The 26978-nt window shown below is 55.4% G+C and carries 28 protein-coding genes and 1 pseudogene; 15 read left to right on the top strand and 14 right to left on the bottom strand.

Features of this window, described 5'->3' with window-relative positions:
- Window positions 1-264 precede the first annotated feature (264 nt).
- The 7 genes and pseudogenes from HEP82_RS02690 to lysC all read left to right on the top strand — a co-directional run bounded on the left by HEP82_RS02690 (window position 265) and on the right by lysC (window position 4673).
- Complete coding sequence (locus HEP82_RS02690) at window positions 265-1935, top strand: methyl-accepting chemotaxis protein (RefSeq protein ID WP_192456669.1); 1671 nt, start codon at window positions 265-267, stop codon at window positions 1933-1935.
- A 23-nt stretch (window positions 1936-1958) separates the two neighbouring features.
- Entirely contained in the window at window positions 1959-2126 is a 168-nt protein-coding gene (locus HEP82_RS02695) for a hypothetical protein (RefSeq protein ID WP_192456670.1), read from the top strand.
- Window positions 2127-2273: 147 nt separating this feature from the next.
- Entirely contained in the window at window positions 2274-2975 is a 702-nt protein-coding gene (locus HEP82_RS02700; protein WP_192456671.1) for a DJ-1/PfpI family protein, read from the top strand.
- Window positions 2976-3319: 344 nt separating this feature from the next.
- Window positions 3320-3634, top strand: coding sequence for a phage holin family protein (locus HEP82_RS02705; protein WP_192456672.1), 315 nt, complete (start codon window positions 3320-3322; stop codon window positions 3632-3634).
- Complete coding sequence (locus HEP82_RS02710) at window positions 3624-4115, top strand: glycoside hydrolase family 24 protein (protein ID WP_192456673.1); 492 nt, start codon at window positions 3624-3626, stop codon at window positions 4113-4115. The genes HEP82_RS02705 and HEP82_RS02710 overlap by 11 nt, the downstream gene beginning before the upstream one ends.
- Window positions 4112-4462: pseudogene (gene lysB, locus HEP82_RS02715) on the top strand (Rz-like lysis system protein LysB); the annotation flags it as partial. The gene HEP82_RS02710 and the pseudogene lysB, both read left to right, overlap by 4 nt.
- Entirely contained in the window at window positions 4389-4673 is a 285-nt protein-coding gene (lysC, locus tag HEP82_RS19915; RefSeq protein ID WP_225622284.1) for an Rz1-like lysis system protein LysC, read from the top strand. The pseudogene lysB and the gene lysC, both read left to right, overlap by 74 nt.
- 196 nt (window positions 4674-4869) lie before the next feature.
- On the opposite strand, the gene HEP82_RS02720 is transcribed toward lysC, so the two are convergent.
- Window positions 4870-5343 (bottom strand): OsmC family protein, encoded by a 474-nt coding sequence (locus tag HEP82_RS02720; protein ID WP_192456675.1) that lies wholly within the window; start codon window positions 5341-5343, stop codon window positions 4870-4872.
- Window positions 5344-5568: 225 nt separating this feature from the next.
- Here HEP82_RS02720 and HEP82_RS02725 point away from each other — a divergent pair, with 225 nt between their 5' ends.
- Window positions 5569-5760, top strand: coding sequence for a hypothetical protein (locus HEP82_RS02725; protein ID WP_192456676.1), 192 nt, complete (start codon window positions 5569-5571; stop codon window positions 5758-5760).
- Window positions 5761-6389: 629 nt separating this feature from the next.
- On the opposite strand, the gene HEP82_RS02730 is transcribed toward HEP82_RS02725, so the two are convergent.
- Window positions 6390-6668 carry a hypothetical protein gene (locus HEP82_RS02730; RefSeq protein ID WP_225622297.1) on the bottom strand — a complete coding sequence of 93 codons (279 nt, stop codon included), beginning with the start codon at window positions 6666-6668 and terminating at the stop codon, window positions 6390-6392.
- A 437-nt stretch (window positions 6669-7105) separates the two neighbouring features.
- Window positions 7106-7333: a YdcH family protein gene (locus HEP82_RS02735; protein WP_015853816.1), complete on the bottom strand. Its 228-nt coding sequence runs from the start codon at window positions 7331-7333 to the stop codon at window positions 7106-7108.
- A 438-nt stretch (window positions 7334-7771) separates the two neighbouring features.
- Between HEP82_RS02735 and lpxP the strand changes: the two genes are divergently transcribed.
- Complete coding sequence (lpxP, locus tag HEP82_RS02740) at window positions 7772-8695, top strand: kdo(2)-lipid IV(A) palmitoleoyltransferase (protein ID WP_192456678.1); 924 nt, start codon at window positions 7772-7774, stop codon at window positions 8693-8695.
- 576 nt (window positions 8696-9271) lie between these two features.
- Here lpxP and cspE read toward each other — a convergent pair.
- From cspE to copD, 4 genes are all read right to left on the bottom strand, one after another.
- Window positions 9272-9484 (bottom strand): transcription antiterminator/RNA stability regulator CspE, encoded by a 213-nt coding sequence (gene cspE / locus HEP82_RS02745; RefSeq protein WP_015853818.1) that lies wholly within the window; start codon window positions 9482-9484, stop codon window positions 9272-9274.
- 824 nt (window positions 9485-10308) lie between these two features.
- Window positions 10309-10647 carry a YebY family protein gene (locus HEP82_RS02750; protein WP_023638320.1) on the bottom strand — a complete coding sequence of 113 codons (339 nt, stop codon included), beginning with the start codon at window positions 10645-10647 and terminating at the stop codon, window positions 10309-10311.
- 195 nt (window positions 10648-10842) lie between these two features.
- Window positions 10843-11343 carry a non-heme ferritin gene (gene ftnA / locus HEP82_RS02755; protein WP_015853820.1) on the bottom strand — a complete coding sequence of 167 codons (501 nt, stop codon included), beginning with the start codon at window positions 11341-11343 and terminating at the stop codon, window positions 10843-10845.
- 418 nt (window positions 11344-11761) lie between these two features.
- The gene (gene copD / locus HEP82_RS02760; protein WP_192456679.1) at window positions 11762-12640 is read right to left on the bottom strand and encodes a copper homeostasis membrane protein CopD; all 879 of its coding nucleotides are present in this window, start codon (window positions 12638-12640) and stop codon (window positions 11762-11764) included.
- Window positions 12641-12877: 237 nt separating this feature from the next.
- Here copD and HEP82_RS02765 point away from each other — a divergent pair, with 237 nt between their 5' ends.
- Window positions 12878-13108 carry a DNA polymerase III subunit theta gene (locus tag HEP82_RS02765; RefSeq protein WP_192456680.1) on the top strand — a complete coding sequence of 77 codons (231 nt, stop codon included), beginning with the start codon at window positions 12878-12880 and terminating at the stop codon, window positions 13106-13108.
- Between the two features lie 645 nt (window positions 13109-13753).
- Here HEP82_RS02765 and HEP82_RS02770 read toward each other — a convergent pair.
- Both HEP82_RS02770 and HEP82_RS02775 read right to left on the bottom strand, forming a co-directional pair.
- A complete protein-coding gene (locus HEP82_RS02770; RefSeq protein ID WP_192456681.1) occupies window positions 13754-15814 on the bottom strand; it encodes a S9 family peptidase in 2061 nt (686 codons plus the stop codon).
- A 272-nt stretch (window positions 15815-16086) separates the two neighbouring features.
- Window positions 16087-17007 (bottom strand): LysR family transcriptional regulator, encoded by a 921-nt coding sequence (locus HEP82_RS02775; protein WP_192456682.1) that lies wholly within the window; start codon window positions 17005-17007, stop codon window positions 16087-16089.
- 122 nt (window positions 17008-17129) lie between these two features.
- Between HEP82_RS02775 and HEP82_RS02780 the strand changes: the two genes are divergently transcribed.
- The 4 genes from HEP82_RS02780 (at window position 17130) to purT (ending at window position 20857) form a co-directional block, all read left to right on the top strand.
- Window positions 17130-18323: a serine hydrolase domain-containing protein gene (locus HEP82_RS02780; protein ID WP_192456683.1), complete on the top strand. Its 1194-nt coding sequence runs from the start codon at window positions 17130-17132 to the stop codon at window positions 18321-18323.
- A 17-nt stretch (window positions 18324-18340) separates the two neighbouring features.
- Window positions 18341-19393 carry a zinc-binding alcohol dehydrogenase family protein gene (locus HEP82_RS02785; protein WP_192456854.1) on the top strand — a complete coding sequence of 351 codons (1053 nt, stop codon included), beginning with the start codon at window positions 18341-18343 and terminating at the stop codon, window positions 19391-19393.
- Entirely contained in the window at window positions 19356-19538 is a 183-nt protein-coding gene (locus HEP82_RS02790) for a hypothetical protein (RefSeq protein ID WP_269150406.1), read from the top strand. The genes HEP82_RS02785 and HEP82_RS02790 overlap by 38 nt, the downstream gene beginning before the upstream one ends.
- 140 nt (window positions 19539-19678) lie before the next feature.
- Window positions 19679-20857, top strand: coding sequence for a formate-dependent phosphoribosylglycinamide formyltransferase (purT, locus tag HEP82_RS02795; RefSeq protein WP_192456684.1), 1179 nt, complete (start codon window positions 19679-19681; stop codon window positions 20855-20857).
- A gap of 93 nt (window positions 20858-20950) precedes the next feature.
- Here purT and HEP82_RS02800 read toward each other — a convergent pair whose 3' ends face one another.
- On the bottom strand, window positions 20951-21427 hold the full coding sequence (locus tag HEP82_RS02800; RefSeq protein WP_015853827.1) for a DMT family transporter: 477 nt from the start codon (window positions 21425-21427) through the stop codon (window positions 20951-20953).
- 1 nt (window position 21428) lies between these two features.
- The gene (locus tag HEP82_RS02805) at window positions 21429-21890 is read right to left on the bottom strand and encodes a DMT family transporter (protein ID WP_192456685.1); all 462 of its coding nucleotides are present in this window, start codon (window positions 21888-21890) and stop codon (window positions 21429-21431) included.
- 104 nt (window positions 21891-21994) lie between these two features.
- On the opposite strand from HEP82_RS02805, the gene HEP82_RS02810 reads away from it, so the two are divergent.
- A complete protein-coding gene (locus tag HEP82_RS02810; RefSeq protein WP_192456686.1) occupies window positions 21995-23002 on the top strand; it encodes a LysR family transcriptional regulator in 1008 nt (335 codons plus the stop codon).
- Window positions 23003-23056: 54 nt separating this feature from the next.
- Here HEP82_RS02810 and HEP82_RS02815 read toward each other — a convergent pair whose 3' ends face one another.
- From HEP82_RS02815 to zwf, 3 genes are all read right to left on the bottom strand, one after another.
- Window positions 23057-24298: a glycoside hydrolase family 30 protein gene (locus tag HEP82_RS02815; protein WP_192456687.1), complete on the bottom strand. Its 1242-nt coding sequence runs from the start codon at window positions 24296-24298 to the stop codon at window positions 23057-23059.
- A gap of 366 nt (window positions 24299-24664) precedes the next feature.
- A complete protein-coding gene (locus tag HEP82_RS02820) occupies window positions 24665-25306 on the bottom strand; it encodes a bifunctional 4-hydroxy-2-oxoglutarate aldolase/2-dehydro-3-deoxy-phosphogluconate aldolase (protein WP_192456688.1) in 642 nt (213 codons plus the stop codon).
- Between the two features lie 167 nt (window positions 25307-25473).
- Window positions 25474-26949, bottom strand: a complete 1476-nt coding sequence (gene zwf, locus HEP82_RS02825; protein WP_192456689.1) for a glucose-6-phosphate dehydrogenase — start codon at window positions 26947-26949, stop codon at window positions 25474-25476.
- Between the last annotated feature and the right edge of the window lie 29 nt (window positions 26950-26978).

Genomic DNA, 26978 nt, shown 5'->3' on the forward strand with positions numbered 1-26978 from the left:
CATGCTGGGGTTAATCGGCGCAGCGGCGTTTTCGGCGACATTGCCGAAAATAGCAGAAGGATTTGCCATAAACAGAATAATGAAATCCCGTAAAATTTCTTATCGCCGGTTGTTTAACCCAGATATTTTCATTGAGGACAACAATTATCCCGCCGCCGCAAATATAAGTAATTCATGTGATTAAAAATACAAAGATGCTAAAGCTCGCTCATTACAATGCCGATGTATTTTTTACAAAAAAATCACATCTATCGAGTAGCGAATATGTTCAGGAATATAAAACTTGTCACCGGGTTATTTTCATTACTGCTGATATTAGGCGTGCTTCAACTCTCCAGTTTCGGTTTTTTCTTCGGTGCCATGAAGAATGATCGGAATAACTTCGTGGTATCACAAACCCTGCGCAAACAGGGCAATGAACTCAATGCCTCCTGGATAGCGCTTATCCAGACTCGCAATACCATCAACCGCGCCATCGCCCGCATGATTGCGGAAACCAACAACATTCCCAGCAGCGGTAAATCTGCTGAGTTAATTGCAGTTGTTAACCAGTCACTGGCTGAAGCGGACAAAAAATTTGCCGCCTACAGTCAAATTACGCCATTGCCGGAACAGAACGCCGAGCTGACGAAAAATATTGCTGAAAACTATCAAGCGCTAAGAAACGTATTGCAGCAGATCGTGGGGTTGATTAAAGCACTAGACCTTAAAGGTATTCAGGCATTACCAACACAGAAAATACAGGATCAGTTTCAGAAATCTTTCGAAGAATATCAAAAACAGAACGATGCGCTGAATGATAGATCCGTCTCCAGCAGCAGTCAGAATTATGATTACAGCGTTATTATCATTACTGTTTGTGTGATTATTCTCGTCGTCATCGCAACCGGTAGCTGGCGCTATATCCGCCATGTATTATTGAAGCCGCTAAATAAGGTGATCGTACATCTGAACCATATTTCCCGTGGCGATCTCACCCAATCGCTGGCACTGGCGAACCACAATGAAATCGGCCAATTAGCCGACAGCGTGCGGCACATGCAAACATCGCTGACAGCGACCGTCGATAAAGTACGCACCAGCGCCGACGAGATCTATCGCAGCGCCAGCGAAATCGCCAACGGCAATAGTGACCTTTCCTCCCGTACCGAGCAACAGTCCGCCTCTCTGGTGGAAACGGCCGCCAGCATGGAACAACTGACCGCCACGGTAAAACAGAATGCGGAGAACGCGCGCCATGCCTCCCAACTGGCGCTGAGCGCATCGGAAACCGCGCATAAAGGGCTGAAAATGGTGGATAACGTGATCAACACCATGGGGCAAATCAGCACCAGCTCCCAGAAAATCAGCGACATCACCGGGCTTATCGACAGTATCGCCTTTCAGACCAATATTCTGGCGCTCAACGCGGCGGTAGAAGCGGCGCGTGCCGGCGAACAGGGGCGCGGGTTCGCGGTGGTCGCCAGCGAAGTCCGCAATCTGGCCACCCGCAGCGCCGATGCCGCCCGCGAAATCAAAGGACTAATTGAAGATTCCGTCAGTCGTGTGCAGGAAGGTCATGAGTTGGTTTCCTCCACCGGAGAGACGATGGGCGAGCTGGTTGGCGCCGTCACCCGCGTGACGGACATCATGGGCGAGATTTCCTCGGCGTCCGAAGAACAGAGCCGCGGTATCGACCAGATCAGCCAGGCGGTCAGCGAGATGGACCGGGTGACACAACAAAACGCCGTGCTGGTGGAGGAGTCGGCTAATGCCGCCGTGTCGCTGGAAGAACAGAGCAACAGTCTTAACCAGTCGGTCGCGCTGTTCCAATTGTCCGGCATGCCGACAGCCGCCGGCGGTGAAAAAACACGCCGACCGGCATCCAGGATGCTCGCCAGCGTCCCGGCTCCACCACCCCATGCCCCCCATGACACCAACTGGGAAACGTTCTGATCGCCCTACGCACAGGCATATATGTGCGTCGTCGTTCCGCCGGGCGCGCTTCCTGCCCGGCGTTGTCTTTTTCGCACATCAGCGGCGCCAGCCTCCCGTCAGAACGCGGCAACGTTGCCGTCGTACCGGCGTCAGAAAGCCGCTGCCCGCGCCCGGCGATGGTAGCCTTTGTGTCGTGTTCCCGAAAATGACATCATACTCCCGAACGATATTCGTCTATTCGTCGGCATCGGGCGGCGACACGGTGTCGATTGACGATACGCCTTTCACTCCGAGTCGCCATCCCCGATGACGTTTGCCAGTATCGCACGGCGCCAGACCGCCTAAGGATCGCACTCATGTCACCTATTTCCCCGTTGTCCATTGGACTACTGCTGTTTCCCCGTTTAACGCAGCTCGACCTGACCGGCCCCTACGAGATATTCGCCCGGATACCGCAGGCTAGCGTGCATCTGATTTGGAAAGATCGTGCGCCGGTCAGCTCCGATCGCGGGCTGGGTCTGATGCCGTCAACCACCTTCGACGACTGTCCCGACCTTGATCTGATCTGCGTCCCCGGCGGCCCCGGCCAAATTGATCTGATGGCGGATGAGCAAACGCTGACGTTCCTGCGGCACAAAGCAGCTCAGGCCCGATGGATCACCTCGGTATGCACCGGGTCGCTGGTGTTGGGCGCGGCCGGCTTGCTGCAGGGATACCGGGCCACATCCCACTGGTCGGCATTGGATCAACTGGCGTTACTCGGCGCGGAGCCGGTCGCCGAGCGAGTCGTTCGAGACAGGAACCGCATCACCGGCGCGGGTGTTACCTCCGGCATCGATTTTGCCCTCAGCGTCGTAGCGGATATTTACGGGGCGGAGCTTGCCCAGCGCATTCAGCTACAAATGGAGTACGATCCACACCCGCCGTTCAATGCCGGTTCGCCTCGCACCGCACCCGAGGACATCACCCATAGCGTTCAAACGAGCATCGCCGACTTCACCGCACATCGACGCCAGATGACGGAACAGGCCGCCGCCCGGCTTGACCTGACGAACTGAATCGCGCACCGGGCGGCCCCCACCGCCCAACCTTTCGTTATCACCGCCCAGACGGTTTCACCGGCACGCCGCTCGTGTCGTCTTCATCGTCCGCCGCTTGACCCATCGTCCACCATTCGACCGACACCCTACTGTTTTGAAGAATAAAGCAGCGTATTGAGCGTGACTTACGCTCACCCACGCCGTCCGTTGTTTGCTGGATAACAAACCAACCGCCATCGCGCTCTCGTCCGGCGGCGAACTGATTTAATGCAGGTCTGTGCACAGCCCAACACTATGCGGCGCAATTCTCGTCCGAATGTCGCTGTGCTAACACCGCAACCTTCTCACTACCGGACCCAACCATGAACGAAACAGACAAAAACCTCATTTCCCTGTTCATCATCGGCATGTTGATTGCCGTCGGCAAAGTGCTGGCAGGCAGCGAGCCCATCACTCTACGGCTGTTCGTCGGCCGGGTGTTGCTGGGCGGTTTTGTCTCGATGATGGCCGGGATCGCGCTGGTGCAGTTTCCCGACCTATCGCCCGTGGCGATTAACGGTATCGGCGCTGCGCTGGGCATCGCCGGCTACCAAACCATCGAACTGATCATCCAGCGCCGTATCCGGCAAATGAATGAAAAAAATGCCAACCAGGAGGACAAACACGATGAGCAATAATCACCCCAACATCACCGCCTTCCTCGACATGCTGGCGTTTTCCGAAGGCACCGCTACACACCCGCTGACGCAAAACCGCGGCTATGACGTGATCGTCACCGGCATTGACGGCAAGCCGGAAATTTTTACCGACTATCACGACCATCCCTTCGCCGACGGACGCCCCGCCAAGGTCTTCAATCGTCAGGGGCAGCGCTCCACCGCCGCCGGACGCTACCAACAGCTCTATCGCTACTGGCCCGCTTACAAGAACCAACTCCGACTGCCGGACTTCAGCCCCGCCTCGCAGGACACCTTGGCGATCCAGCTCATCCGCGAACAAAAAGCGCTGGACACCGTGATTGCCGGCCGCATCGCCTGTGCCATCGGCCTGTGCAACAACATCTGGGCATCATTGCCGGGCGCGGGTTACGGACAGCGGGAGCACAACCTCGCCCGGCTGCTGACCTGTTATCAACAATTCGGCGGGAGGCTGGCATGAAAGATTGGTTAATTGCCGCCGCAGCGGCGCTGACGTTGGCTTCCGGTATCGCCCTGCAATCCTGGCGGCTGCACAATGCACGGCTGCTCAACGAACAGCAGGCGCAAACGCTGGCACTGCAACAAACCACACTGGATGCAACATCCCGTCAACTCACAACATTGGCCGTTCAGGCCGAACAGACCAACAACGAACAGGCGCGACTGCGCGAACTGGCGGCCGATACCCAGGCTGCGCTCTCCGAACGTCAAAAAACCATTGTGAGGTTACAACATGAGAACGATGCACTTAAACGCTGGGCTGATACCGCTTTGCCTGCTGATATTATCCGGTTGCGCCAGCGCCCCACCCTCACCGGCGGTCACGCTTACCGTGAATGGCTGTCCCAGACTAACGCCCTGTCGCTTTCCGGCGGCCAGCCCACAGACCAACGGCGATCTGAATAGCCAACTGGACGACACCGAGGCCGCGCTGGCCGACTGCGCCGATCAGGTGGACAGCATCATCGCCTGCCAGCAACAGGCCAGCGCCGCCGCCCTTCCCACCCAGCACATCTGAGCGTCTCATCGGCGCCGCTGACTTCCCCTACCATACCTGCCATGACCGCCACCCGGCGGTCATACTTGTCACTGAACCCCAGACACCGCTGGCGCGATCGATGGGCAACGTTTCCCGCCGGAAATATCCCTTTGCGCTTCCCCGGCGCAACCACGCTTAACTGGGCGGCCAGCGCCGCCCGGCGGCCTTTTCACTCTCACGCGGCATAGCGCGCCTGCGGTTCGCAGGACACCGGGAAGTTCACCGAATTGGCGATAAAACAGAGATGGTGCGCCTGCTCATGCAGCGTCAGCGCCAGCGCCAGATCGTCGCCATCACGTACGGTCACTACCGGCCGTAATGTCACGCTGGAAAAATAACCGCCTCGCGCCGCGTCCTCCTGCATGACACCCAGCGCCTCATCCTCATAGGCGAGCACCGAAATGCCGGAGGTGGCGCACAGATGGAGATACCAGAGTTTATGGCAGGCACTTAACGAAGCCACCAGCAGATCCTCCGGGTTCCAGCGCCCAGCATCGCCGCGAAACGCCGGATCCGCCGAACCGGGAATATCCGGTTTGCCCGGTACGCTGATTCGGTGCTGACGACCGTAAGCCCGATAGTCCTCCGTACCGGCGCCCACATTGCCTTCCCACGTTACTTTAACCGCATAGCGATGTTCACCCTTCATGCCCGTTCCTTCTTCGTTGACAACAAGAGCGGCCATGGTGTCTCGGAACGGCGGGTATGGCAATCCGCACGCGCGGTTTTCTGGTAGCGCGTTGCCATGCACAATGAAGGAACCGTTCCCCAGAGAGGAACGGTTCCTTCATTGTCGGCCCCGACGAACACCTGGATGCTTCCCTCGCTTACGGTTCGAAAACCCCCATCCCCTGGCATAAAAAGAATCCGCGATATGGCTTGGGTACTCTGGTGGGCGTTGCTGCGCACTTTCCATCTTGCGGCACCGGCCGCGCTGTTGCTGTCAACCGCGCGCGTATTATGCACCGTGGCTGGGTGGCTGTGGCGCAATAGCGCCAACATCCCGCGCGATCTGATGCATACCGATGCCCTGAGCCCGCACGGATCTGGCGGCGACGCTCCGTAATCCCAGGAATATCCCCATCCGGAAGGGATATCCAGTACGCCGCCCGGCGCCGTATTGCGGGTAACGGTCGCGTAGGTTTTTTCAGAAATAGCAATCCCGGTTTTCTCTATAAACCGAATGCAATCTTTATTTAGATATAGGCGCCTGCCTTCATGAAGATGAACAAATTCCGACATACCGTCGAAACCGTCACTCTCAATCAATTAGGAAATCATCCAGGGCAATGTGGAGAGAATATTGACGTTGTGATGGTCATAAAACTTTCTAATTCTTTATAATTTGGTTCATCAACATGAGGAAGCCCAGAGAATATCTTTTTTAGTGAATAATAATCCATGCTATTTCTTTCATCCATGAATGGCATTGTTGTTATTCCGACGGACAGTTATTCCAGACGATGATGTTAACACTTGCCCATCGAATTGTTTTGCATTCACGGGGGTTCACGTTGCTAATGCATAGATGTTCTTCACGCTTCCCTGTCGCTTATCGCCATAAGCAACAGGGATTCACGGCGTCACTGCCTGCAACTCGCATTATTCATGATATAGCAGACGCACAACTATCACTGTTATCATTATTCCGTGCAGATTTACCGTGCCAGGTGCGGGATAACGGAGGTATCGGTATCACTGTGGTGCGACGTTATTTTGCTGACGCCAGCGGGTTACACGCTCTTTCGTCACTTCATTTTTATAGCACGTCGGCGCAGCGCCACCCTTGCGGCTCCAGGCGCTGCGACCGCCGCAGGTGCTGCCGTTTCTGGCTGAGTTATACGGGCAGGCGCATGTGCCGGAATATCCGGCTATCGATTCATCGATTATTTTTTGTTTAACCTGATCATCACTGAGCCGCATATTTCTCGCTTCAGCTTGATTCAGGAAAAGAAAACCCGTTAACGCAAACATTATCGTGAGCATAATTCGTTTCATTTCATCCTCCAGAGGAAAATATTATTAGCCTGTGAGGCGAAATAATTGCCGTTATATTAAAGGTAATAATGCCGACCACCTGCTGTGATATTTCTCAAAAAAATACTCAATAATCGGACATGGTGAGTAGGTATTGATAAAGCGAATAGCAATTCGAATATTTACACTAACAAGAATGATGACAAGCATTCCAGCGTCACCAAAAGTGATGTTGATTGCACCTCAAGGGGAATATTCAACACGTTAGAAAGAAATCGCCGACCATTCTGTTTGATCTAACGCCAACGACAATCCGGCTGCGCTGAAACCTGTTGATGACCACGCTCACAAGGCGGTTGAGTGAGTCATAAAAAACCGCCGCAGGCTGGGCAACGCGGCGGTTTCATTATCAATAAACCCAAAAGCCAGCAACATCAGGCCGTAGGATGAACACTTTCCTCCTGCAAGATCTTGTAAATTTCATCTTTCAGATGCAGCTTCTCTTTTTTGAGCCTGACGACTTCATCGCCATACCCCTGACGGTTAGCCCCTTCAAGCCGGGCGATATCATGGTCAAGCTGGTTATGTTGTTCAAACAACAGCATAAAGCGGGGGTGCTCGAGTTTAAGACGAGAGATCAACTCGCGATATTCTGGAAACATGAAACGTCCTCTGGTTAGTCATGGTTAACCGCAAACGTGTTGCCTACCGCGTTGACATCAACAAGCAACAGGATAAAGCCTAGTCGATTCCTCCCGGAAAAAATGTGTACCCCGCCCTATTTGGGAGTATTCCACCAACCGCGCCCAGCGCCACGCCAGCGAACAGCCGTGATACGCGCCACCCGACGCGCCGCATAGCCAATGTAAATTTCACGTAATCGCCTGCTCCGGACTTATCGCCGAGTATGCATTTTGTGCTATCGTGCACACGGAAAATCAAAGCACGTTGGATTCATTCAGCACATCCCAATCCCTCTTTCTTAATTCTCCACATTGCACCATGGAATCTTATGCGACAGGCATACTCTAACACCCAACATAACTCACCATGCTGTATAGCTTTTCATGTCATAGCTCATTGATGATACAAGGAATACCATGAACAAAGCGGTTCGTTTTTCAGGCGCTTTCTTCCACCCCCGTTACTGGCTGCTCTGGTGCGGGCTTATCGTTCTGTTTCTGCTGGTTCAGCTTCCCTACCCCTGGTTGGTGCGCGTGGGTAAATATTCCGGAATCGCGGCACGCCCTTTGTTGAAAAGGCGGGAACGCATCGCCAGGCGGAATATCGATCTGTGTTTCCCGGCCTATTCCGACGCCGCAAAGGAAAAACTGATCGATGAAAATTTCGTTTCTCTCGGCATGGCGCTGGTGGAAACAGGCATGGCCTGGTTCTGGCCGGATCGCCGCATCCGTCGTTGGTTCGATGTGCAGGGTTACAGCAACCTGTGTGACGCGCAGCAGAATAAGCGCGGTGTGATGGTCGTCGGCGTACATTTTATGTCGCTGGATCTCGGCGGCCGGGTGATGGGGCTGTGTCAACCCATGATGGCCATGTACCGCCCGCACAATAACCCGTTGTTGGAATGGGTGCAGACACGCGGCCGGATGCGTTCGAATAAAGCGATGATTGACCGACGCAATCTGAAAGAAATGGTCAAAGCCCTCAAACAGGGAGAAGCGGTCTGGTTTGCGCCCGATCAGGACTATGGCCCTAAAGGCAGCACCTTCGCGCCGTTTTTCGCTGTCAACAGCGTAGCCACCACCAACGGCACCTATGTGCTCTCCCGGCTCTCGAATGCCGCCATTTTGACCATCACGCTGATTCGAAAATCAGACAATAGCGGCTATCGGCTATTCATCGAACCGGAACTGATGGATTATCCCAAGAGTGATGAATCCGCCGCTGCGGCGTATATAAATCGAGTGATTGAAAAAGAAATCCTGCGCGCACCGGCGCAATACCTGTGGATTCACCGACGCTTTAAAACCCGGCCGGTGGGAGAAAAATCGCTGTATGCATAAGTTCATACCGGGATGATGACTTCCAGATGCCGCTGCCGGCGCACTGCGCGCCGGTCATGCCACCAACCAGGCGACCGAATGGCGAAAACGTCGTTGGACGACGGTACTGGGCTCTTCTTGCGATAACGACATTTGGGGCTCAAGGCGCTTAATGCATTATCTTTTATGGCAATGATTATCACCGACACGTTGCGAATAGCCGCCTTCGGTTATGAAAATATTGTTGGTTACATTAATATCCGGTTGCTTAGGAAATGTCAGTTTGAACGCTCAATCAAATTATTTTTCATAATAAATCCACCTCGTTTAACCACATACCATGTCGTCCCGAAAACTGGGTCGTAACCGAATTCCCCGTTATTTTTAATTTTTCTACTCATAGCGAAAAATATACTCGGTTGACGAAAATCGCAATGACCCTTGCAGGAAGTCATCATTTTCGACTTCACCGTTTCATTACACTGTAAATAGACAACAAAAAACCCCGGCTTTACACCAGGGTTTAATAGAAACTTATCTTGACTGCTCCGGTTTACACCATCATCGCTATCGCAAGTTAAGCATCATTTCTCAATTTTACAGTACGGTAACGTTGCCAGCCGCAGGCCCTTTCTGGCCCTGCTGAATCACGAATTCCACTTTCTGGCCTTCGTACAGCGTTTTGTAGTCATCAGACTGGATAGCGGAAAAATGTACGAACACATCTTTGCTACCGTTATCCGGAGTAATAAAACCGAAGCCTTTACCCGCATCAAACCATTTTACCAAACCAGTCATTTTATTAGACATAGAGATTACCTTTAATATATAGAGCCTTCCGGCGATATGGCCTGCATGACAGATTTTAATTAGCGTTTTAAATATAGGAGGCACAAAAAGAAGGGGTATCTATGGATAACTCTTGAATTATGGCTGCTTTACTAACGTGCTTTAATGTCTGTATATCAAACCGACGCAGCATTAACGCATGTATGATTATTTTTAGCAAGATTTCTTTTTATTTTAATTAAAAATGCAATAACGGCACTATCCGTTTTTACTGCCTTCGGGATATTCTTCGGCATTATTCTCCTTGCATTTCAACAGGGTTTAGGAAAAATCGCAGGTTAGCAATACCCTACTTATCTACATTTCATGGCTACATGGCCAACCGGGTTGCCGGCAGAAAGGAATGCAAAAACGGATGCATGCCAAAATTGGTCGGTGATAACACTATGCAGGTGGAAGATAACTATCCCGATCTTCATGAAAAAATAAATCATCATTTAGCCCGGAGTCAGCATTTCATGCCAGAGGCGGGAATGATTCTTTTTAGTTTAAGAATCAATGGATAAAAAAAAGACCGAATACGATTCCTGTATCCGGTCTAGGGAAATGGCTCTTGGGAGAGAGCCGTGCGCTAAAAGTTGGCATTTGTGCAGGCCATGTTCTGACCCGCACCTTAAGCGTAGACGACTCGTTTCCAATTTCCAGTTTCCCATTATTCCCCCTGCACCTTTCCGCAACATTCAGTACACTCTGTGACAACACGCGCAAAGCTGAAATGATTGCCATTTCAGGCTCGCATTCTGCGGATCTTGTGTTTGGCGTATGCTGAAACAGAGGGCGTTGCTTTACTGGCACAGCATCTGTGCACGCTCAATAAAGGGCTGCAGGCTGATTTTTCGGCCAGGTTGCGCCGGGTCGTCCAGCTGTATCACATCCAATGCGGCGGCGTTGACCTTGCCTGAGCGAACCTGCTCGCGTGCGATATCGTTGAGCGGATACTGCATCAGCGTGCTGGGGTTTATCACATACAACGCATTACCGGGGCGGCATATCAACTGCACCTCTTCCCGATTGAACGCCCAACGGGCGCCATATTCCAGTTTACTAAGATTGGCAATCCTGGGCGCAGCCCACACGCTGGCAGACAGCGTCGTCAGCACCAGTGACAAAACGAACCTTTTCAATACGAACTTTTTCATCATTCATTCCATGTATACGGTTTTCGCGGATGATAACGGCAGCTACGGGGGAAGTCGAGCCAACGGGTGACACGGACAGCATGGACGACAAGACGGGAGGGGAAAACTTGCGGAACGGTTACGTCATGGTGCAAACATGGCAATACCGACGACCACCGGCGGTATTGCCGCACGACACGGTTATGCTGATGGCGTCGCCATTTTTTTCAGATCCTGATCGATAAAGAACAACCCGCCTTCGTTGGCGTTGACCATACCCAGCTTGTCGAGGATCGATTTGAACAGTTTCTCTTCTTCGTGCTGTTCAGCGACGTACCACTGCAGGAAATTGAAGGTGGAGTAATCCTGCAACGTGATGGCGGCATGGGCCAGTTCATTAATCTTGCTGGTAATCAACTGCTCATGCTCATAAGTCAATGTGAAAACCTCCTGCAATGAGGCGAAATCCACCGGCGGCGCGGCGATAGCGCCCAGCACCGGTAAACTTCCCGTGTCATCCAGGTAATCGAACAGGCGCTGCATATGTTCCATTTCCTCACGGGAATGACTTTTCAGGAAACCGGAGGCGCCTTCAAACCCTTTGTCGCCGCACCAGGCGCTCATCTGCAAATACAAATTGGCTGAATAAAACTCCAGATTAAGTTGTTCATTCAACTTTTGGATCATTTCTTTTTTTAACATAGCCGTTCCTTATTTTACTGGCAGGTGATTGACACGGGAAATTATGCATTGAAACAACAAAACCACAAACAAAAATTAACCAAAGCATCAAATAATTCAGCTTAAATTCAAAGCGTTATCACTTTTCATTGATAATTATTTTCATTTTTCTGATACCGAATCATGTATCCCCCCAATAATTTTGCTGCTGGAAGGCAACCAGAGAGTGTACCCCGATGAACTCCTCCGGATAAAAGATTCGGGTGAACAAACGCAACCAATACACCTGCAACGTGCAGTATGGCATCTATATTTAACGCATCTTGCCCGATGGAAATTATTGTTATTGCGGGTGTCGCCCATTGAGAAGAGATCCTCTCCGAATTATTCAGTCGCGATTCCACCACACACAGCAGCAGGCAGGAAACGCGATGACGACTTAGCCGGGAGAACGGGTGGCAAAATCGCTAACCAGCACCAACACCAGTAACGCCAAGAGCATGCCTGTACTCGTCAGGCGGAAAAACCAACGCTCCGCCCAGCGAGTACAGCAACGAAATCGGGGTACAACCCAGTAGCGGTTAAACAGTGCTATGCCGACCATCAACACCACCAGCACGACTTTAAGCGCCAGTAACTGGTTATATCGTAAAGAAAAATCCAGCGGCCAACCAGAAATAAAACCAACGTTTATCATCCCGGTCAAGATCGAACCCGCCACAGCGAAGTGCGCCACGCAGGAAAAACGCAGCATGGTGCGGATCGCCATATCCCGCCATTGCGGATGCGTTGACGCCCTTAACAGCCAGAACAATGGCGGCAATCCGCCGACCCAGAACGCAGTAAAGATCAGATGTAACGCCTGATTGGCGCGCTGCAACATCCCTAGCCCGCCCTCTAGCACGGCAGCATGCCCGGTGAACGCCATGCCGACCAGCTGCGCCAGCGCCATCAGTAACACGAGCCGCTGCCGCATCACTCCCGACGACAAAAACGACAGGCAGCCCAGCAACGCGGCGATCGGCTGCCAGCGCCATGCCTGACCGAACCGGGTATCCAGCACCGCCTGCCACACCGCAGGATCACGCAGATTAAGCCAGTCGCCACTCATCAACACCAGCTGCAGCGCCAGCAATGCCCCGGCGCTCAACAAGGTGACGCCGCAACAGATCATCAGCAGGAACCGCAACTGATATTGCAGACGAGCGCGATACGCCAGCGGGGACAACAGAGCGCCATAGCACGCACCACCAGCCAGCAACATCAGCGCAACAACGTGCACCCAGCGCAGCAGCACATAAAACCATTCTGGCGTCATGATTCGCCTCACATTACAACGGCGGCCAGGGCATCACCGGCCGTTAATACACGCGGGCGACGCCGCCCGGCGTCGTTCATCCAGAAAGAAAACGTAGGCTTCGGCATTGTCTGTTCTTCGGGGGGAAGCGTCATCATTAACGGCGCAGCATACGCACTTCTTTCTGGTGTGTCGACGCAGCATTTGCCAACCTCTACGTTCTGCATTACCTTGTGGCGCAACCGACAGGAGGAGATCATGACACAAAATCTGGCCGAACTTTCTTTCGAAGAGATGGAGAGAGTGAATGTGGATCTGGCGGCATCCGGTATTGCTTTTCGCGAGCGCTACAATATGCCGGTGATTGCGGCAGAGATCGAACAACAACAGCCCGAAGCACTGCGCGCTTATTTCCGCGAACGGCTTGCCCATTATCGGGGAATCTCCCATCAATTCTCGACCCTGCCCTACGATCCTGAAGCGAAATAATCCACTTAATACCTGGCGCTGTCGGCGGGCTCCTCCCCACGACGGCGCTAACCGGCGGATGAAGGCGACATCGCCGACACGTTGTTTACGGCCCCATTGATAGCCAACGCTTTTTTCACCAGCCCGAGCGTGTGTATTTTCATCCTTCATCCGCAGGACTAAATCACTACAAACACCTTGTCATTCCAGAATATTCCTCGCCGGTAAAGCGCATTTTTTTACTTGCATCGCTCAACGAACAGGAGGTTAATAAACGGGCAAACCTACCTTTTATCTAGCGAGGCAACAAAAATGAGTAAAGGAATGGATCGCAAGCGAGACGGCAAGAAAAAACCGTTGAAAACCGCCGCAGAAAAACGGGCGGAAAAGCGCGCCAAACGAGCTCAGCCGCAACCCGACAGCAACTGAGTTCCTGCGTAACCGGCGACGACAGCGCCCTCCCCGCACTTCAGTGCCCGAATGACCTGCCCTGCCGCTGAATGGCGCTGACTGATCGAGACAACCACCAGCACCCGTGTGCGTCAGTCAAATTGCGGAACCTGCATGTTGCTATTCCTGAATCGCCTCATGCAGTGAGGAGCCGGACGGCGAATCCGCCTGACACAGTGTGTCGGGTTTGATGCACCGCCCGGCTCCGCTATAGTCTCAGGCCTTCCCGCCAGCCTCCGCTGCATCCTGACCGCGCACCATCAGCAAGAAAGCATACTCCAGCGCAATATCCCCGAAAGCAGCAAAACGACCAGATTTACCACCATGACCGGCCCGCATATCGGTGCAGAGCAGCAGCAAGTTATCATCCGTTTTCAATTCGCGCAGTTTCGCCACCCACTTGGCAGGTTCCCAATACTGCACCTGGGAATCATGCAGCCCGGTCGTGACCAGTAAATGCGGATACGCCTGCGACGTCACGCCGTCATACGGGCTGTACTGGAGAATATAGCGATAGCAGGCCTCTTCATTGGGGTTGCCCCACTCGTCATATTCCCCGGTGGTCAGCGGAATCGACTCATCCAGCATGGTGGTCACTACATCCACAAACGGCACCTGCGCTACCATTCCCCGGTACAGTGACGGCGCCATATTGGCCACTGCCCCCATCAGTAAACCGCCGGCACTGCCGCCCATGGCGAACACCTGCCCAGCGTCGCCATACCCCTGCGCCACCAGCGCCTGGGTTACGTCGATGAAATCCGTGAAGGTATTCATTTTGTTGAGCAGGCGCCCGCCATCATGCCAGCGCTGCCCCAACTCGCCGCCACCGCGAATATGCGCCAGCGCGAAAACAAACCCGCGATCCAGCAAGCTGAGCCGGCTGATGCTGAACTCCGGATCCATACTGCTGCCGTAGGCGCCGTAGCCATAAACCAGCAGCGGATTTTTTCCCAACTGGCAATGACGACGGTGATACACCAGCGATACTGGGATCGGCTCGCCGTCGCGGGCGGCGAGCCACAACCGCTCGCTGCGATAGTCATCCGCGCTAAACCCCTTGACGTCCGATTGTTTCAACACCTGCTGGTTGCCGGTAGCCATATCCAGCTCGTACACGGTGGAGGGCGTCGTCATGGACGAGTAGCCATAGCGCAACCGCGATGTCTCGGGCGTCGGATTAAACATCAGCCAGGCGACGTATGTCGGATCGTTGAAGGCGATCGCCCGATCGACGCCCGTCTGCCAATTCACATAGCGCAGATGCGTCAACCCCTGTTCCCGCTCCTCCACCACATACCAGTCATCAAACAGCACGAACCCTTCCAGCACCCGCCCGGCCCGCGGCGGCACCAGCGTTTCCCAGGCATCCTCTCCGGCATCAAGGGCGCGATACAACCCAAACGTCTTGCCGCCGCGGTTGGAGCGGACATAAAAGCGATCGTGGAGATGGTCGAGTTCGTACTCGTGATCAGGCCGGCGGGGCACGAAGACCTGCGGTACCGCATGCGAGTCGTCCGCATCCAACAGCAGGATTTCCGTGCTGGTGGTGCTGCTGAGGTAAATCAGGATATAGCGCTCGGAAAAGGTTTTATCCAGGCTTAAATAGAACGCATCGTCCGCCTCTTCATACACCAGCTCATCCCGTGCCGGGTCATCCCCCATCCGGTGACGGTAGACCTGATAAGGCAACAGCGTCTGCGGATGTTTGCGAACGTAATACAACGTCTGCGAATCCGCGCTCCACTCGACAGCGGAAGAGACATTCTCCAGCTTGTCCGCCAGCCATTCGCCGCTGGCAAGATCGCGCACCGTGACACGGTACTGACGGCGCGACAACACGTCCTCCGCTACCGCCATCAGACGGGTGTTCGGGCTGATGGCCAGCGCCCCCAACTGATAAAACTCATGCCCTGCGGCCCGCTGGTTGCCATCCAGCAAAATCTGCCAGGCGTCGCTTTCCGACTCCGGCTGACGTTGGTGAATGGTGTACTCTTTACCCGGCTCGTACCGGCTCTGGTAACGGTAGCCGCGCTTCACATAAGGCACCGACCAGTCCGCCGGCGGTACGTGCGCCACCATTTCGTCATACAGCGATTGCCGCACGGCGGCGAACGGCGCCATCGCCTGCTCGCTATAGCGATTCTCCTCCTGCAACCAAGCCAAAACGGCGGGGTCTTCGCGATCGTCATCACGCATCCAGTAATAGTTATCGATGCGGGTATCGCCGTGCAGGGTTAAAGCATGGGGACGTTTCTCGGCGATGGGGGCTTTCATGAGGGGACTCCTGTGCTGACGCGCCGGTTTGGATTGGGCGCAAGCGTGCCACGGATCATCCGCTGGATCCAGCCTGTCCAGGCTGTCCGTTGATTTTCCTGAAGCAGCCCCGCATTTTTATTTCACCCTGACACCTCCTTGGGCCATGCAAGACGCAAAATCACGTTTTAGCAAAACGTCGCTGAGACATCCGCAGCCAGTGCCGTCGAAACGGACCTTTACTGCTGTCTTGCAGGCCCAGCCGACATTCGGCTAACCGCCTATCATTGCGGCTAGCATCGGACGCCTTGACACCGCTTGGTACGACGTTCGGGAAACACCCGCTCACAGAGGAAATCCACCAGCACTCGCACCTTCGGCGAGGGATGGCGGCTCGCTGGCCATAGCACATGAAACACGCCGGTGTGCTCGACATGATCGGCCAGAATTAGCGTCAGCCGACCATCAGCCAACGGCTCCTGGATGGCGAAGTCCGGCAAGTAGGCGATTCCTAGTCCTTGCAGCGCAAAGCACAAGCGCGTCTCGATGTTGTTGCAAACCATCGAGGTGGGAAGTTGCAGTTCAGGTTCGCCGAGCATTGGATTCAACGCCCAGGTTTCCAGTTTGCCGCTGTTGGGCCAGCGATAGTGCAGGCAGACGTGCTGGCGCAAATCGGCTGGCACCATAGGCGTACCTCGACGCGCAAGATAATCAGGCGAAGCCACCAATCGTGTTTTAAAGCAGCCAATACGTCGTGCTGATAAGCGGGAGTCCACCGGTTCGCCCGTGCGCACCACAGCGTCAAAACCCTCCTCGATAACATCGACCAGGCGGTCGGTGAAATCCAGATCCAGCTCGATCTCAGGGTACTTGCGCATGAACTCGCCGAGTACCGGCAACACCAACGAGCTAACCAGCGGCAGACTCACGCGCAGACGGCCGCACGGTACCGAACTGGCTTGGGACAATTCCTGTTCCGCCGCGTCGATCTCGGCGAGGATACGGCGGCTGCGCTCAAGAAACAGCGAGCCCTCAGCCGTTAACGTGACGCTGCGTGTGCTGCGGTGAAACAGGCGCACCCCCAATTTTTCTTCCAACCGCGCGACGCTTTTACCCACCGCCGAGGCCGATACACCCAACAATCGCCCGGCAGCAACGAAGCTGCGCGTCTCGGCCACCTGCACAAACACCACAAAGCCATTCAGACTTTCCATCACCGTCTCCCTTCTTGATTGCGGACACTTTGTTCCGCACATCAAGGAACTACAGCCTACTTTTTCTTTAATCAAGCGTTTTCTATCGTCAAGGCACTTTCTATTGAATCGAGGTATTGATCATGACGAACGCGCTATTCCCGCGGTATCAAGGAGTTTCACCTGCGCCGCTGTCCGCACGTATTCAGGCTGTCGTTCAGCAAGCCCTGAATGATCGACGGTTGGTCGGCGCCGCCGTACTGGTTGCCCTGGATGGGAAACTGATCCACCGGCAGGCTGCGGGGTTCGCCGACCGCGAAAGTGAGCGGCCCATGACTACCGAGACGGTGTTCCGGCTAGCCTCAGTGAGCAAACCCATCGTCTCTACAGCGGCAATGGCGCTAATAGCGCAAGGCCGGCTCGACCTAGACGCGGGCATTGAGTATTGGCTACCTGAATTCCAACCGAGACTTGGCGATGGCAGCCCCGCACGCATTACTGTGCGGCAACTGCTCAGTCACACCGCTGGTCTGGGCTACCGGTTCTTCGAGACAGCCGCAAACGAACCGTATGCCCAGGCTGGCGTATCGGATGGCATGGATGCGTCCGGCATCACCCTGGGGGAGAACCTGCGTCGGTTGGCCGGTGTGCCGCTACTGTACGCGCCGGGTACCGCCTGGGGGTATTCACTCGCAACCGATGTGTTGGGCGCGCTGATTGCCCGCGTCCACGGCACACCGTTAGACCTGGCGGTAAAACAACTGGTGACAGGCCCGTTGGGTATGGCCGACACCGGCTTCGTCGCCCGTGATGCGCCGCGCGTGGCCACCCCCTATGTCAACGACACACCGCAGCCGCACCGGCTGGCTGAGGGGGAAACCGTATCGGCCTTCGAAGGAGCGCTCGGCATTGCCTACAGCCCGGCTCGTATCTTTGACGCCCAAGCCTTCCCGTCCGGCGGCGCCGGTATGGCCGGTACAGCCGAGGACTTAATGCGCTTATTGGACACCCTGCGCCAAGGCGGCGGTGCATTGCTACCGGACGAACTGGTCGAAGAGATGGGCCGTGACCAAACTGGCGGGCGCGAACTGCCCGATGCTCCTGGCTTCGGCTTCGGTTTGGGCTTCTCGGTGCTGCGTGACCCTCAGCGCGCGGCGTCACCAGAATCAGCAGGCACCTGGCGTTGGGGAGGCGCCTACGGCCACTCGTGGTTCGTGGATCGGGCTCGAGGGGTGAGCGTGATTGCCTTGACCAACACACTATACGAAGGCATGTCTGGCCGCTTCGTCACGGCGCTGCGCGATGCGGTTTATGGCGAGCTGGAGGCGCGCCGATGAAGACGATGTCCGCCTCCATGACCGCCGTTACGTTTCGCCGCGGTTCCACGCTGGCCGATCCGAGCTGCCTGACCGACCTTGTTACCGAGCGGCCGAAGCCAGGGCTGCACGACCTGCTTGTGGCGGTTCACGCCGTCTCGGTCAATCCGGTGGATACCAAGATCCGGGCAGGCATGGTTGCCGCGCCCGATACCGTCCGTTGCTTAGGCTGGGATGCCGCTGGGGTTGTCGAAGGCGTCGGCGAAGCGGTCACGCTGTTCCGGCCAGGTCAGAAGGTCTATTACGCGGGCTCTTTCGACCGCAACGGCAGCAACGCGCAGTTTCAGCTGGTGGACGAGCGCATCGTCGGCCACATGCCCCGAACCCTGAGCTTTGCCGAGGCGGCGGCCCTGCCGCTAACCTCACTAACCGCCTGGCAATTGTTGTTCGAGCGACTGGGCGTTTCGCCCGGCAAGCCGGCCGATGCCGGCAGCCTGTTGGTGCTGGGCGGCGCCGGCGGGGTCGGCTCCATGCTGATCCAGATCGCCCGGCGCCTGACCGGCCTGACGGTGGTTGCTACCGCCTCGCGCGCGTCAAGCCGCGACTGGTGCCTCGCACTGGGTGCCCACCACGTCATTGACCACCGGCTGCCGCTGCCGGCACAGATCAGCGCGTTGCCAGTGCCGCCAATCTCTCATATCGCGGCGTTGTCGCATACCGCCGAACACCTGCACGAACTGGCGAATCTGATCGCACCACAGGGGCGGTTGGCCATCATTACCGATCACGACACATTGGATGCGGCGCCCTTCAAGGCCAAGAGTGTGTCGCTGCATTGGGAGATGGTGTTCACTCGCCCGCTGTTCGGCACGCCGGACATGATCGCGCAGCACCGTATTCTCGACGAAGTGGCCGAACTCGTGGATGCAGGCGTACTGCGCTCGACCGTCAACCGTGTACTGTATCCGCTCGACGCTGCCCGGCTGTGCGCGGCGCATAGGCTGGTGGAAAACGGCGGCATCGCCGGCAAGGTGGTGGTGGCACGTTCTGCGAATGACAGGGGGCAACCCGCCCAGGAGGCAGGACAATGAGCGCGGCGTCCCGTTGGTCTCGTTGCTGGCGCTGGCCATGGCGGCTTTTATCACCATCCTGACCGAAGCGTTGCCAGCCGGGCTGTTGTCACACATGGCATGGGGCCTGGCCATGTTTCGGTTCCGCAACCCAGGGACACCATAAGTACCGCGCCCTACTTGCCGGTACCGCCAGGCTCGCGCCAGATTCCTGAGCGGATGCGCACGCAAACGTTTTCGCTTATACTTCGGGCGGTTCGGATTACCCGTTTTGATTTTTTCACAACACCATTAGGTATCAGGCTTATGTTAACAATGGGAACAGCCCTGCGCCCCGGCGCTACCCGCGTTATGTTGCTGGGTTCGGGCGAGCTGGGAAAAGAAGTAGCGATTGAGTGTCAACGTCTGGGGATTGAGGTTATCGCGGTCGATCGCTACGCCGATGCGCCTGCTATGCAGGTCGCCCACCGTAGCCACGTCATCAATATGCTGGACGGCGACGCGCTGACGCAGCTGGTGGCGCTGGAGCGCCCTGACTACATCGTGCCTGAAATCGAAGCTATCGCCACGGAAACCCTGCTGGCGCTGGAGCAGCAGGGGCAAAAAGTGGTGCCCTGCGCCGAAGCCACCCGTCTGACCATGAACCGGGAAGGCATCCGTCGGCTGGCGGCCGAAACCCTTGGTTTGCCGACCTCCACCTACCGTTTCGCCGCCGATGAGCGGGCATTTCGTCAGGCCGCCGACGAGCTCGGATATCCGTGCATCGTCAAGCCGGTGATGAGCTCTTCCGGCAAGGGGCAAAGCCTGATTCGCTCCGCCGACCAGCTTGAAAATGCCTGGCGCTACGCGCAGGAAGGTGGCCGTGCCGGCGGCGGTAAGGTCATTGTTGAAGGTTTGGTCAAATTCGATTTCGAAATCACCCTGCTCACTATCCATGCCGCCGACGGCCTGCATTTTTGCGACCCGATCGGCCACCGACAGGAAGATGGCGACTACCGTGAATCCTGGCAACCGCAGCAGATGAGCCCGCTGGCGCTGGAGCGAGCCAAAGCGATCGCCGGCAAGGTGGTCAGCGCGCTCGGCGGTTACGGCCTGTTCGGCGTGGAGTTGTTTGTGTGCGGCGATGAGGTGATTTTCAGCGAAGTGTCGCCGCGTCCGCACGATACCGGCATGGTGACGTTAATTTCCCAGGAGCTGTCCGAGTTCGCGCTGCATGTACGCGCATTCCTTGGGCTGCCGATCGGCGCTATTCGTCAGTACGGCCCGTCGGCCTCTGCGGTGATCCTCCCTGAACTGACCAGCAGCGACGTGCGTTATCAGGGGCTTGAACAGGCGCTGCAACCGCATACGCAAATCCGTTTGTTCGGTAAACCGGACATCGCCGGCAAACGCCGGATGGGCGTGGCGCTCGCCGTCGCCGACAGCACCGACGCGGCCGTCGCGCTGGCCAAGTCCGTCGCTGCCGCCGTCAACGTCAGCGGCTAATACCGCAGCGGGCCGATAACGATGGCTATCGGCCCGTGTCACCGCATGAAACCGTGGCGCGATACCCACTCCATCCGTGATTAAAAACGCCGCCTAGCGCTTCCACCACCACACCTGTCGTTGCTCCCGCCGATGTTCACCCGATGTTGTCGCCGGCGTCTTGGAGAGAAACAGCCCCGCCAAAATCAGCACGACACCCCCTATCTGCACCCACGGTGCCGTCGTCGCATGACTGAATGCGTCGGCCAACACGCCGGTCAGCATTTGGCCGCCAATCACCAGCAGCGTGGCCTTCATCGCGCCCAACCGCGGCAACACGTAGCTGTTGACGGCGACAAACAATGCGCCGATGACGCCCCCTAACCAGGCGAAGGCAGGAGCGCCGCTCGGCACCGCGCTGCGCAGATCGCCGGACAAGCACAACGTCAGCGTCAGGAATAAAAACCCCAGCAGATGATTCCAAAACGACGCAAAAAACGCGCTTCGGGCCATACCCAGTCGTCCATTCAACAACCGGCTCAAGGCGATGCATCCCCCGTTCAGCACCGCCAGTATCATCATGATAGCCATGTCACCGCCCCGCCATGATCAGCAGCAGCGTCCCCGCCAGCACGCACAGCAATGCACCGCCATCGCGCGGCGTCAGCCGGCGTTTGTCCATGCCAAACCCGCCGCACACGTCCGTCGCCATACCGAACAGCATCTGCCCCAGCAACATCAGCGCCAGCGATCCGGACAGTGCCAGCGGGCTATTGACGGTGATGGCCGCCAGTAGAACCGTCATCGCGCCGGGAATGCCGCCTAGCCACGCCCACCAAGGTGCCGGCTGGCCCGATGACACAGCCGATTGTTGCCCAAAAAAACACAATCCCCGCAACAGTACACCCGCAGCAATCGTACCGATGCCATGAGCAACCCAGGACGCCGCTGCCGGTGAGCTGTAGACCGCCAGTTGACTATTAAGGCCAATCATGGCGGAAAGCAATGCGCCGGCACCGATCGCCAACCCACCTGACCCGATATTCATACGCATACATTATCCTCGTTATGGATTTCGGCAGGCATTTTAGCGGGTGACGACATCCTCTATAATCCATCCCATACGAAACTAATTGTTTATCTATAGGCAACAATCCTATGAACGATTTTTCTTCTCTGCCCGTGTTCGTCGCCGTGGTGGAAAGCGGCAGTTTCTCTGCGGCGGGCAAACGGCTGAATCTGTCAAAGTCAGCGGTCAGCAAACGCCTGAGCCAGTTGGAAGAGCGGCTGGGCGTTCGCCTGCTGCATCGCACCACCCGGCAGATCAGCCTGACGGAGGCGGGCAGCGATTACTACGATTACGCGCAACGGGCACTGCAACTGGCGCAGCAGGCGGAAGACGCGGTCACACAGTTGCAACAGCGCCCGCAGGGAACATTGCGCGTCAGTGCGCCGATGGCGTTCGGGCTGCGTCATATTTCTCCCCTATTGCCGATATTTCTGCACCGTTATCCCGAGGTCAGTGTCGATCTCTTGATGGATGATCGGGTGGTGGATTTGGTGGGCGAAGGGTTCGATTTAGCGGTACGTATCGGCCAGTTACCAGACTCCAGCCTGATAGCCCGTCGGCTCTCCCCGTGTTTCAGTGTGCTGTGCGCCGCGCCGGATTACCTGCAACGTACCGACGTCCCTCAGCATATCGATGCGCTGAAGCACCATAATTGTTTGTTTTATCTCTATTTCAAAGGTGGGGTTGAATGGAGTTTCGAGGGCCCGGACGGCCCGGTGCGCTTTCAACCTCATGGCAATTATCGCGCTAATAACAGCGAAGCGTTGTTCGATGCGCTGCTGGCGGGCGTTGGTATCTGCCAGATGCCCAAATTCATCGTCGGGCCGGCGTTGAGCGAAGGCCGGCTGGTGGAGGTACTGCCGCAGTACCGCCTGCCGGAACACAGTATCTACGCGGTTTACCCGGAACGGCGCCACCTGCCGGCTAAAGTGCGGGTGTTCATCGACTTTCTCAGCCAGCATCTGGGCGAAGGCTCGGACTACCGCCGGGATTACGAATACGCCGCCAACCCAGGCGCGCGCGACGCGCCTCTACGCCCCCGCCCCGGAAAGGAAGCGCCTGCCTGCCCGGATAACCGTGAAGATGCAACCCCCTAAAATTAAAAACGCCGCAAGCAGATTGCGGCGCAAGAACAGACACTCATTGTATCGTCATTGACTCACAAAGGTTGTCACGCTCAGCGGATTGAGCCATACGTTTGTTTTCCCACTGTTATCAACCTGATATGACCCGCCATATCCCACATTCAACGCCTCTGATGTGCTGTATTTTGCAAATTTACCGACATCAGCGTGGCTAATGTTCAGTGTTAACAGTTGATCTGAGTCGTTCGTGTTGACTGCCACAATGACCATCTTCCCTTCTGCGTTCTTATAGGCGGTAAGGTGAACATTTGTCTGGGGGTTTTCCGTGGCTTGAATACGCTGGAACCCAGGGCGAACAAATTTGGCATATTGCGCCATCACATAACCACGTTTACTGACGTTGCCATCCTCGGTCAATAACCCATAGGAGCGGCGGATATACCACCATACATACGCATTATAATTAGCGACCATGCTGGCATTCAGTTCAGTGGCGACATCAAGCGCCGATGACCAGTTATTGGCAGATTGCTTTGAATCAACATAATGCTCCGTCATCCAAAGTTGTTTACCGGCATTTTGCGCTAACGGGTAAGATTTAGGTGTTGTGCCATATAAATGCCCGCCGACTATTGCAACGTATTGTGACGCATCGCTGTCATTTAATGTCGGGTCGGTTAAATTATGGTTAAAATTTAATGACTCGCCAACAATAACCTTGAGGGCGCCAAATTTAGCGCCTTGTGATTTGAGATAATTTTTAAAATCATCACCGCTCCATTCACACGATTCATAATCAGGTTTCCAATCAGGTTCGTTTTGTATGGAAATGGCATAAATAGGCGCACCTTGATTTTGCATATAATTTGAAAAATCTAAAAGATGCGAGGTATAGCCTGAGTAATGCTCTGTCAGTAAACGCCCGCCATTTATCAGGCTATTGTTGCTTTTCATATATGCCGGTGGTGTCCAAGGCGTCGCCATTATTTTTGCGCCAAGCGTAGACACCTGACGTGCGCTCGATACCTGTTTATTCCATTTATTGGAATCCGGATCTATTCGTATGCGCATAATAGAGAGCCCGATCTGCCCGGTATCATTCCCGAATGCAGTATTAATTTGTTCTGTCGTCAGGTCGTTAATCCACCCGACGCCATTCATCCCACCAAACCCTTGAATTGTCTGATAATTAATATTTGCATCGATACTCACTGTTGCAGCATGCACAGACAGTGCGACGGTGGTAGCCGAAATTAGAACAGTCGCACGTAAACAATGACGTACCCAGTCATTTATCTTTCCATTCATCGTATTCATCCTTAATAACATGATTATTGGAAAAAACAGGAAATAATGAATTTATTCATTCCGAAAAAACGATAAGAATAAAAAACAAAACCATCTCATAGTAAATTAAAATGGCAGAACATTTATATTTCATTTCTATATTGCTTTCCAGATAAAACCTATAATTATTTTATCTAAAGATTAAAGATCTATCCCCTAAACAATTCGTATTACCGAATAACCGGCTGGCGTGTTGAACAACGCCGCCAGAGAAAATCGCCCCCTGGAATACGCTGAAATAAAAAACCGCAGGGAATACCTGCGGTGATAATACGACACCCTGAAACGATAGAATGAATATCGTGGTGTCAGCCAGGCTGTTGTCGCTTACGCGGTCGCGCCGGCCACGGCTTCGCGCGCCAGATCGGTAATGCGGGCATATTCGCCGCTTTCCAATGCGTCCGTCGGCACCAGCCAGGAACCGCCGACGCACAGCACGCTTTTCAGCGCCAGATAGTCGCGGTAATTTTTCGGCGTAATGCCGCCGGTTGGGCAGAAGCGCACTTTGCCGAACGGGCCGGCGATCGCCTGCAATGCCTTGACGCCGCCGTTGGCTTCCGCCGGGAAGAATTTAAATTCATTCAGGCCGTAATCCAGGCCCAGCATCAGTTCGGACACCGTGCTGATCCCCGGAATCAACGGGATGGTACCCGCGACGGCGGCTTTCAGCAGCGGCTCGGTCAGGCCTGGGCTGATGGCGAATTGCGCGCCGGCGTCGGTCACTTCGGCCAGTTGCTGCGGATTCAGCACCGTCCCCGCGCCCACGATAGCGTCCGGCACTTCTTTGGCGATCAGGCGAATAGCCTCGACAGCGCAATCGGTACGCAACGTCAGCTCCAGCACGCGCACTCCGCCCGCGACCAGCGCTTTCGCCATCGGTACCGCGTGCTCCAGTTTGTTGATCACGATGACAGGAACAACAGGACCGGCTGTCAGAATGCTTTCCGCACTGGTTTTCCAGTTTTTCATTGAGAATCTTCTCCAGTCATGCCCAATGGGCATCAATTAATTATCTGGCGCGCCCCTGCCACAGGGATCCGCGGAGACCCGCGAACGTCCGACCGCACCGTCAGCCCAGGCGATTCGCCTGTTTATTGCTAACGGTTTTCCCCGCCACAGCGACGGGGCAAAACCGCTTATTCCACTTCGTTCCAGGAGCGGCCGTCGCGGGTGATCATCGCCACCGACGCCACCGGCCCCCAAGTTCCCGCCTGATACGGCTTCGGCGAGTCGTTATCCATCGACCAGGCATCCATAATGGAATCCACCCATTTCCAGGCTTCTTCCACTTCATCGCGCCGGACGAACAACGCCTGAATCCCGCGCATGGTTTCCAGCAGCAAGCGCTCATAGGCATCGGCCAGATGCTGTTGATTGAAGGTTTCCGAAAAACTCAAATCCAGTTTGGTGGTTTGCAGCCGGTGCTTGTGATCCAGCCCCGGGATCTTGTTCAGAATCTGAATCTCCACCCCTTCATCCGGTTGCAGGCGGATAATCAGTTTGTTCTGCGGCAGTTGCTGATAAGAATCGCTGAACAGGTTGAGCGCCGGGTTTTTGAAATACACCACCACTTCCGAGCACTTGCTCGGCAGACGTTTGCCGGTACGCAAATAAAACGGCACGCCCGACCAGCGCCAGTCGTCGATATCGACGCGGATCGCCACAAACGTTTCGGTATTGCTGGTCTTGTTGGCGCCCTCTTCTTCCAGATAACCCGGCACTTTCTTACCCTGCACGAAGCCGCTGGTGTACTGGCCGCGTACCGTGACGTCGTGCACGTTGGAACGATCGATACGGCGCAACGAGCGCAGCACTTTTACCTTTTCATCGCGGATACGGTCGGTCGAGAGATCCGCCGGCGGCGACATGGCGATCATGGTCAGAATCTGCAATAAATGGTTCTGGATCATATCGCGCATCTGTCCGGCCTTATCGAAATACCCCCAGCGCCCCTCGATGCCGACTTCTTCCGCCACGGTGATCTGCACATGATCAATGGTGCGATTATCCCAGTTGTTGGCGAACAGCGAGTTGGCAAACCGCAGCGCCAGTAGGTTGAGCACCGTTTCTTTGCCCAGATAGTGGTCGATACGGTAGACCTGACATTCGTCGAAATATTTGGCCACCTGATTGTTGATGGCGCGGGAAGAGTTCAGATCGGTGCCCAGTGGTTTTTCCATCACGACCCGGGTCGGCTCTTTGTTCAGCCCGGCTTCACCCAACCCGCGGCAAATGGCACCGAATGTGCTCGGCGGCATGGCGAAATAGTTGATGGTGACACGGTTTTGTTGGTCAAGCATGGCGCCGAGGCGAGTAAAACCGGCGGTGTCCTCCACATCCAGATTACAGAAGTCAAGCCGCTCGCTCAGGGTGCTCCACAATGCTGTATCCACCGGCTCCTTGAGGAAGGTGTCCAGCGCATCCTGCACCACTTTAACGTAATCGGCTTTACTCCAGTCCGCACGTCCCACCCCGATGATGCGGGTTTCCGGATGAATATGGCCTGCCTTTTCCAGTTGATACAGTGAAGGCAACAACTTACGGCGCGCCAGGTCGCCCTTCGCACCGAAAATCACCAGGTCACACGCCTGAGCCGTTGACGTTACCGCCATTTTCAATCTCCTCATTGCAGGGCACTGTA

It is taken from the genome of Musicola keenii (assembly GCF_014855505.1).
GTDB lineage: Bacteria > Pseudomonadota > Gammaproteobacteria > Enterobacterales > Enterobacteriaceae > Musicola > Musicola paradisiaca.